The organism is Devosia sp. (genome assembly GCF_017307565.1).
Taxonomy (GTDB): domain Bacteria; phylum Pseudomonadota; class Alphaproteobacteria; order Rhizobiales; family Devosiaceae; genus Devosia.
Genome location: NZ_JAFKHD010000011.1, coordinates 1 through 2,206 on the forward strand (window position 1 = coordinate 1; position 2,206 = coordinate 2,206).

At 63.0% G+C, this 2,206-nt stretch carries 2 protein-coding genes and 1 pseudogene; 2 read left to right on the forward strand and 1 reads right to left on the reverse strand.

Features of this window, described 5'->3' with window-relative positions:
- Together J0I64_RS00125 and J0I64_RS00130 are read left to right on the forward strand one after the other, a co-directional pair.
- A pseudogene (locus J0I64_RS00125) lies at positions 1–404 on the forward strand (lysine 2,3-aminomutase); the annotation flags it as partial.
- A gap of 121 nt (positions 405–525) precedes the next feature.
- Entirely contained in the window at positions 526–1,653 is a 1,128-nt protein-coding gene (locus J0I64_RS00130; RefSeq protein WP_291405256.1) for a hypothetical protein, read from the forward strand.
- A gap of 27 nt (positions 1,654–1,680) precedes the next feature.
- Here J0I64_RS00130 and J0I64_RS00135 read toward each other — a convergent pair.
- The coding region (locus tag J0I64_RS00135; RefSeq protein ID WP_291405258.1) for a glutathione S-transferase N-terminal domain-containing protein at positions 1,681–2,206 on the reverse strand (526 nt) is incomplete at its 5' end.

A 2,206-nucleotide genomic window follows, 5' to 3' on the forward strand; every position in this document is an offset into this window, starting at 1 on the left:
TCTCCGATCTGGCGCGCAAGGCATTCCGTCTGCTTGTCGATGGTGGCGCGGTGCTGGTCAGCCAGTCCGTGCTGTTGCGCGGGGTCAATGACGATGTCGAGACGCTGGCGGCGCTGATGCGCGGCTTTGTCGAGAACCGCATCAAGCCCTATTACCTGCACCATCCTGACCTCGCGCCGGGCACGAGCCATTTCCGGGTCGGCATAGAAGAGGGGCAAAAACTGGTCGCGGCGCTGCGCGGGCGGATTTCGGGCCTTTGCCAGCCGACCTATGTGCTCGATATTCCAGGCGGACACGGCAAGGCCGATATCGGCGCGGCCACGGTTGCGGGCGGCGATGGGTGTTTTACCGTGCGCGACTGGCAGGGCGGGGAACATGCCTATCCGCCGGACCGTGAAGCCTAAGCCGATCACAATGCGGGATTTTCCACAATTGGGATGGTGGAGCGGCTGGTTCAACCGAATGTGATTTAGTCCAATCCAGCCAGATTCGGGCCCCGAGACCGATAACCCGAAGAGGCACATCATGTCCCAGATTACGCTTCCCTTGCCCAACCGCTCGCTTGCCGTGAGCAAGCGGCCGTTTTCGATGCCGGCGGCGTTCGCCTTTACCGTCGTCGTGCTCACGGCGCTCGCCGTGGGGCTTGCCTGGTGGCAGGGGCCGGGGCTGTGGCGCGACTGGCAGATCAACCAGGATCCGTTGACGGTGAAGGAATGGGACCTCGTGGGCGGCGAATGCAGTTCGCGCCGCGGCCTGACCGATTGCGAAGCCGATATAGTCTACAGCTTCAAGGGTCAGAACTACGAGAAGCACATCTCGCTCGCCTTCCTCGATTTTTCCAGCAACGACTACATGGTCGAAGTCGTGATCTCGCGCGACGATCCGGAGCTGGCGACGCTGAGCCTTGGGCTCGACATGCTGTGGAACCGGCTCGCCGTGTTCGCCGTGTTCATGCTGCTCTTTGCCGGCGGCTCCATCGGCACGGTGATCACTGCCCTCAAGATGGTCGGCGCGAACCGTGCGGCGGCAACGCCGGGGCGCATGACGCTGGTGCCGGTAGATATCGTGGAGGTCAAGAAGGTGACTGGCGGCACGGCCGTGTCCTATGTCGACCACCTCAAGGGGCGTTCCAAGCGCACGACGCGCACGCATTTCGTCAAAGGGCAGGAGCCGCTGATCGGGCTTGATGAGACCGGCAAGCCCGTGGGTTTTGCGGTGAAGCTCGAGAACGTCGCTATTCCGGTGCTACTCGACCGCAATCTGGAACGCGTTGAACTGACCGATGTCGAGCGCAACGCAGCGCTGGCCGCGTTCGAAGCCGAGCAGGAACAGCGCGGCGCGCAGCTGGCGGCCAATCCGCCGCCGAAGGCGAAGCGTGGCCCCAATATCGTGCGCGGGCTTTTGGCTGGCGGTGCCGTGCTGGTGCTGGCGGTGGTCGCATTCTTCGGCTTCTGGCTCTACTACGTCACCGTGGCGCCGGATGCTTTTGACGCCGTGGGCATCGAGATCAACAATATCATGCCCGAGCCGCTCAATACCTGGGGCTGCGAGCAGCTTTATGCGCGGTTTAGCGACAGCAATGCGCCCTTCGGGTGCACCGCCGACGACTATGTGAGCTGGAAAGTGGCCAAGCCCGCCGGCAAGGTGAAATGAGAAAGGGCGCCGCGAGGCGCCCTTCTTTTATTCCTTGGCCCGGCCTGCCGGGAATATCCCCGACATGACCGTAAAGCCGGGCACGCGGCGGACCCGGTCGGTCCAGCGGCGGAGGGCGGGATAATCCTGACGAGAAATGCCGCCTTCTTCGCTCAGCATCACATAGGGGAAGCAGGCGATATCGGCGGTGGTCGGATGCGCGGGCGAGCAGAGCCAGTCGCGGCCGGATTTTTCGCCGAACCACAGGTGTTCGTCCATCAGCCGGAAAATGCGATGGGCGCCTTTTTGCGACTTTTCGATATCGAAGGCATAGCCATAGCCGAGCGCTAGGCGGGCGGCAGAGGACGTGGAAGTGATGTCATCGGCGACCGAGTGCCAGCGCAGGACTTCGGCGGTGACTGCCGGGTCGTCCGGGAACCACTTTCCAGACGCGTCGTACTTTTTCGCGAGGTAAGCGAGGATGGCGCCGGAGTCCGACAGGGTAAGATCGTCGTCCTTGAGCACCGGCAATTGGCCGAACGGGTTCATGCGCAGGAACCAGTCGGCCTTGTGC